The 879-nt window shown below is 63.5% G+C and carries 1 protein-coding gene; it reads left to right on the forward strand.

What is annotated here, in order from left to right; genetic code table 11:
• Positions 1-74: 74 nt before the first annotated feature.
• Positions 75-879: sulfatase-like hydrolase/transferase (locus tag NW815_RS13075; protein ID WP_414416098.1), on the forward strand; the 805-nt coding region annotated here is incomplete at its 3' end.

Consider the following 879-nt stretch of genomic DNA (forward strand, 5'->3'; position numbering starts at 1 on the left):
GGGGGAAGCAGAAAGCTGGCCGAGAGCATGGCAGGATAGGGATACCTTTAAGGAAAAGTATCGGGTGAGTTGTGGTGAGCTTTGAGGACTCCGTCCGAGTGGCGCAAACAGGACATTCCCCCGCAAGGGCCGGCGCTGCTGCAGAACGCCCCAACATCCTGCTGATCGTGCTGGATACCCAGCGGGCAGATCGTCTCTCCTGCTATTGGTCAGAAGCGGAGCGTGCCCGCCAAGTGCCCACCAGCCCCAACCTGGATCGGCTGGCCGCCGAATCCACCCTCTTCGAGCGGGCCATCGCCCCTGCCCAATGGACCATCCCCTCCCACGCTTCCCTGTTTACGGGGGAATATCCCAGCACCCACCAGACTGTCCAAGCAGATCTGGAGCTGAGCCCCGCCCTGCCCACCCTGGCAGAGCTGTTGCAGCTGAGCGGCTATACCACCGTGGGCTTTTGCAACAACCCTCTGGTGGGGATCCTGAAAAACGGCTTGCGGCGCGGCTTTGAAACCTTTTACAACTACGGTGGCGCTCTGCCCACCCGCCCCCCCGAAGGCACCCCCTTGCCCGCCCCCTTGAACCGCTGGCTGGCCGCCTACACCCAATTTTGGCGGCGGCTCTCCTACCCGGTGCAAAACGCCTTTGCCCGCTCCGACGCCCTCTTCCAGCTGGCGCTGCACCCCTGGTTTGCCTCCCTCTGGACCCGCCTGCTCAACTTCAAAGGCAACACCGCCGCCTCGATTGCCGACCTCAACCGCTACCTGCAGCAGATGGCCCGCCGCCGGTCGGATCCCGGAGCACGGCCCTTCTTTTGCTTTGTCAACCTGATGGAGCCCCATCTGCCCTACTGGCCGCCGGAGCCCTTTGTGCAGAAATACGCCC

This window comes from Synechococcus sp. R6-7, from assembly GCF_047461695.1.
Classification (GTDB): domain Bacteria; phylum Cyanobacteriota; class Cyanobacteriia; order Thermostichales; family Thermostichaceae; genus Thermostichus.